The organism is Roseicyclus sp., assembly GCF_965662675.1.
In the GTDB taxonomy this organism is placed as follows: Bacteria; Pseudomonadota; Alphaproteobacteria; order Rhodobacterales; family Rhodobacteraceae; genus Roseicyclus.
This window is the reverse complement of sequence record NZ_CBFIIK010000162.1, coordinates 1-3859: the sequence shown is the minus strand read 5'-3', so window position 1 is coordinate 3859 and position 3859 is coordinate 1. Positions and strand designations below refer to the sequence as shown.

General features: G+C 64.5%; 5 protein-coding genes and 1 pseudogene. 4 read left to right on the top strand and 2 right to left on the bottom strand.

The features are described 5' to 3' along the window. Positions 1 to 188 (bottom strand): hypothetical protein (locus ACTG4J_RS14985; RefSeq protein WP_439140538.1); only part of this gene is annotated, 188 nt, incomplete at its 3' end. 85 nt (positions 189 to 273) lie between these two features. Next, complete coding sequence (locus ACTG4J_RS14980; RefSeq protein WP_439140537.1) at positions 274 to 1134, bottom strand: helix-turn-helix domain-containing protein; 861 nt, start codon at positions 1132 to 1134, stop codon at positions 274 to 276. A 90-nt stretch (positions 1135 to 1224) separates the two neighbouring features. Here ACTG4J_RS14980 and pobA point away from each other — a divergent pair, with 90 nt between their 5' ends. The 4 genes and pseudogenes from pobA to ACTG4J_RS14960 form a co-directional block, all read left to right on the top strand. Then, positions 1225 to 2394: a 4-hydroxybenzoate 3-monooxygenase gene (pobA, locus tag ACTG4J_RS14975; RefSeq protein WP_439140536.1), complete on the top strand. Its 1170-nt coding sequence runs from the start codon at positions 1225 to 1227 to the stop codon at positions 2392 to 2394. A gap of 26 nt (positions 2395 to 2420) precedes the next feature. Next, positions 2421 to 2801 (top strand): 4-carboxymuconolactone decarboxylase, encoded by a 381-nt coding sequence (gene pcaC / locus ACTG4J_RS14970; RefSeq protein ID WP_439140535.1) that lies wholly within the window; start codon positions 2421 to 2423, stop codon positions 2799 to 2801. Then, on the top strand, positions 2798 to 3526 hold the full coding sequence (gene pcaH, locus ACTG4J_RS14965) for a protocatechuate 3,4-dioxygenase subunit beta (RefSeq protein ID WP_439140534.1): 729 nt from the start codon (positions 2798 to 2800) through the stop codon (positions 3524 to 3526). The genes pcaC and pcaH overlap by 4 nt, the downstream gene beginning before the upstream one ends. 3 nt (positions 3527 to 3529) lie before the next feature. Continuing rightward, a pseudogene (locus tag ACTG4J_RS14960) lies at positions 3530 to 3859 on the top strand (protocatechuate 3,4-dioxygenase subunit alpha); the annotation flags it as partial.

The following is a 3859-nucleotide window of genomic DNA, read 5'->3' as shown; positions in this document are numbered from 1 at the left end:
GCATCGGCCACGCCCGGCACGGCGACAAGCCTTTCGACACACGCCATCCGCGCGCCTGCCAGCGCCACGGCGACGGTGTCGAGCGTCAGGATGCGCGCCCGGGCCCGCGCCTTGGGCGTCAGATCGCCGGGACCAAAGGCATGGATGCGCGAAGCGAGCGCTTCGGCGATGGTGGGGGTTTTGGTCATGGGATGCAGTTCCGCCCGGGTCCGGTTTTCCGCGCAAACTGGGTCAGGGGCATCAGGACTGTCAACAGCCCATCTGGTTGGTCGATCAGCTGGAACTGGGCCGCGCTTCGAGTTGCTGTCGATAGGCCGAAGGGGCAAGCCCGCGTGCCGCGCGGAAGCGCTTGGAGAAATGCGACGGGTCATCAAAGCCCAGCCGATAGCCGATCTCGGACATGGGCAGGCGGGTAAAGGCCAAAAGGCGGCTTGCCTCGCCCATCACGGCCTGCTCGATATAGGCCTTGGCGCCCATGCCGCTGGCCGCACGGCACAAGCGGCCCAGATGCCCGGTGCTGACCTGTAGCGCGTGCGCGTAATCGGCCACGCCCCAACCCTCGGCCATCCGCGCGGCGATCAGCGCGTCAAGCTGCAGCAGCCGCCCGTCACGCGGATCGCGGGCCTCGGCACCCTGCGCGGCGCTGGCCTCGGCAAGCCCCGCCAGCAGCGCTTGTGCCAGTGCCAGCACAAGCTGTGTTCGAAATCGACCCGTGGCCTCGAAGGCTTCGACCAGCAGCACGACAAGCCGGCGCATGCTGGTATCGGCCCGTCCGCGCAAGGGGCGGGCTAGTGACGCGCCGATGCCGGTCGCGCCATCCCCGCCCAAAAGTGCAGTCGGCAGCGAGATCACATGACCGCCCGTGCCGGGGCGGAAGTCATAGCCATGCACGGCATGGGCCGGGATGAACAGGAAATCACCCGGTGACAGGCTGAAGGCGTGATCATCGATCCGTGCCGTCGCGCCACCCGTCTCGATCATGATCAACTGCGATAGCTGCCCGTGGCGATGGGCGGAAATCGTCCAGCCATCGCTGGTGGCGCGATCGGCCAGACGCTCGATATGCACGATATCGGGAAAGGGCGCTGTTTCGCCGTAGAGTGCGAAGACGGGAATATGGCTTGTCGCGGTCATGTCCGATTTCTACCAGTCGAGGTTGCCACAGTCCATTCGTCTTCGTCGCGCGCGCGCTATGTTCACAGCCGCGAATGGGAGGAGACAGAGGTGAAGACCGATGTGGTGATCATCGGCGGCGGGCCATCGGGCCTGTTGCTGTCGCAGCTTTTGAACCGGGCGGGTGTGGCCACCATCGTGCTGGAGCGCACAGGTCGCGCGCGCGTGTTGTCGCGCATCCGCGCGGGCGTGCTGGAGCAAGGCACGGTGCGCATGCTGCAAGAGGCGGGCGTCGGCGAGCGCATGGCGCGCGAAGGCCACCCGCATGAGGGCTGCATCTTTTCCGATGACGATCTGATGGTGCGGATCGATTTCAAGGAACTGACCGGCAAGACCGTGATGGTCTATGGCCAGACCGAGGTGACGACCGATCTTTACGCCGCGCAAGACGCCATCGGGGCCACCATACTGCACGAGGTCGCCGATGTGGTTATCTGCGATGCCGATAGCGACGCGCCTTTCGTCACCTTCACCCATGAGGGCGTGCAAAAGCGCATCGACTGCGCCTATGTCGCGGGTTGTGATGGGTTTCACGGCGTCAGCCGCAAGACCATTCCCCAAGATCGCCGCCGCGAATTCGAGCGCGTCTATCCCTTTGGCTGGCTGGGGATTCTCTCGCGCACACCGCCCGCGCATGAGGAATTGATTTATGCCAATTCCGCCAATGGCTTCGCCTTGGCCTCCATGCGCAACGAAATGCTGAGCCGCTACTATGTGCAGGTGCCGCTGACCGACAAGGTCGAGGAATGGTCCGATGACCGCTTCTGGGAGCGGCTGACCTCGTGCCTGCCGGGCGATGTGGTCAAGACGCTGGTGACCGGCCCCTCGATCGAGAAATCCATCGCGCCCTTGCGCTCCTTTGTCAGCGAGCCGTTGCGCTGGGGGCGGCTGTTTTTGGTGGGCGATGCCGCCCATATCGTGCCGCCCACGGGGGCCAAGGGGCTGAACCTTGCGGTGTCGGATGTGTTCTACTTGCACGAGGCGCTGATCGCCGCCGTGAAACAGGGCGATACGCGCGGCATCGATGGTTATGCGGCGCGCGCGCTTGCCCGCATCTGGAAGGCGATGCGCTTTTCTTGGTCGATGACCACCATGCTGCATCATTTCGAGGGCGAGGATGGTTTCGCGGGCCAGATGCGCAAGGCGACGCTCTTGCATCTGTCGCAATCGGAAACCGCGCGGCGCGATCTGGCCGAGAACTATATCGGTCTGCCATACTAGGGCCGAAACCGGGGGAGGGAGACACCATGACCGATCGCCATGCCAAGGGTATGCAGGTGCGCCGCGCCGTTCTGGGCGATGCCCATGTCGACCGCGCCGAAGCGGCCAAGACGCCGCTCGATGCTGCCTTTCAGACACTCATTACCGAGGCCGCTTGGGGCACGGTCTGGGCCTCCGACGCGCTGACGCGGCGCGAACGCTCGATGCTGACGTTGGCGCTGTTGGCGGGCTTGGGCAATGAGGAGGAACTGGCGCTGCACCTGCGGGCGACCGTGCGCACAGGCGCCAGCCACAGCGATGTGATGGAGGTCTTCCAGCATGTCGCGATCTATGCGGGTGTGCCGCGCGCCAACAGCGCCATCCGCATCGCCAAAAAGATTTTTGCCGAGATGGAGGGCGAGAAATGACCGATACCGGCCGATTGATCCCGCGCAGGCGCGATGCGCATCCTGTGCCCTATGACCCCGAATACAAGACCTCGGTCACGCGCAGCCCCTACCTGCCGCTTCTGTCGCTGGAATCGACCCCGTCCGAGGAAACCGGCCCCCGCTTTGGTCACGGGTTGATCGGGGCGCTCGACAACAACCTGATCCTCAACTTCTCCAAGGGTGCGGCCCCGGCGATTGGTGAGCGCATCCGCGTGCATGGCCGTGTCGTCGATGAAAACGCGCGCCCCGTGCCGCACACGCTTTTGGAGGTGTGGCAAGCCAATGCCGGTGGCCGCTACCGGCATGTGAAAGATACCTATTTCGCACCGCTCGATCCCAATTTCGGCGGCTGCGGGCGCACGCTGACCGATGAGAACGGCTATTATGAATTCCTGACCATCCGCCCCGGTGCCTATCCTTGGCCCAATCGCGGCAATGACTGGCGCCCGATGCATATCCATGTCTCGGTCTTTGGCCACAGCTTTGGCCAGCGGCTGATCACCCAGCTTTACTTCGAGGGCGATCCGCTGATTGCGCGTTGTCCCATAGCCGCGACCGTCAAGGATCGTGGGCAGCTCGACCAGCTGGTGGCGCCGCTCGACATGGCGGCAAGCCGCCCGATGGATTATCTTGCCTACCGCTTCGACATCGTGCTGCGCGGACGCCGCCAGACCATGTTCGAAAACAAGCCCGAGGGGATGTGAGCCATGGTGCAAAAACTTGGCGTTCTGACCGAAACGGCCAGCCAGACGGGCGGGCCTTATGTGCATATCGGCTGCATCCCCACATTCGCGGGCCTGCCCGGCGTCTACCCCGAGGATCTGGGGCTTTCGCCCATCGCCGATGGGGCCAAGGGCGAGGTCATCACCATCACCGGCTCGATCTATGACGGCACGGGCTGGGCAATGCGCGATGCGATGTTCGAAAGCTGGCAGGCCGATGCCGCGGGCCGCTATCCCGGCCAGCCCGGCGCCGATCCGGCCGTGACCGGCTTTTGCCGCTTTGCTGCCGACAAGGACAGCGGTGAATACACGCTG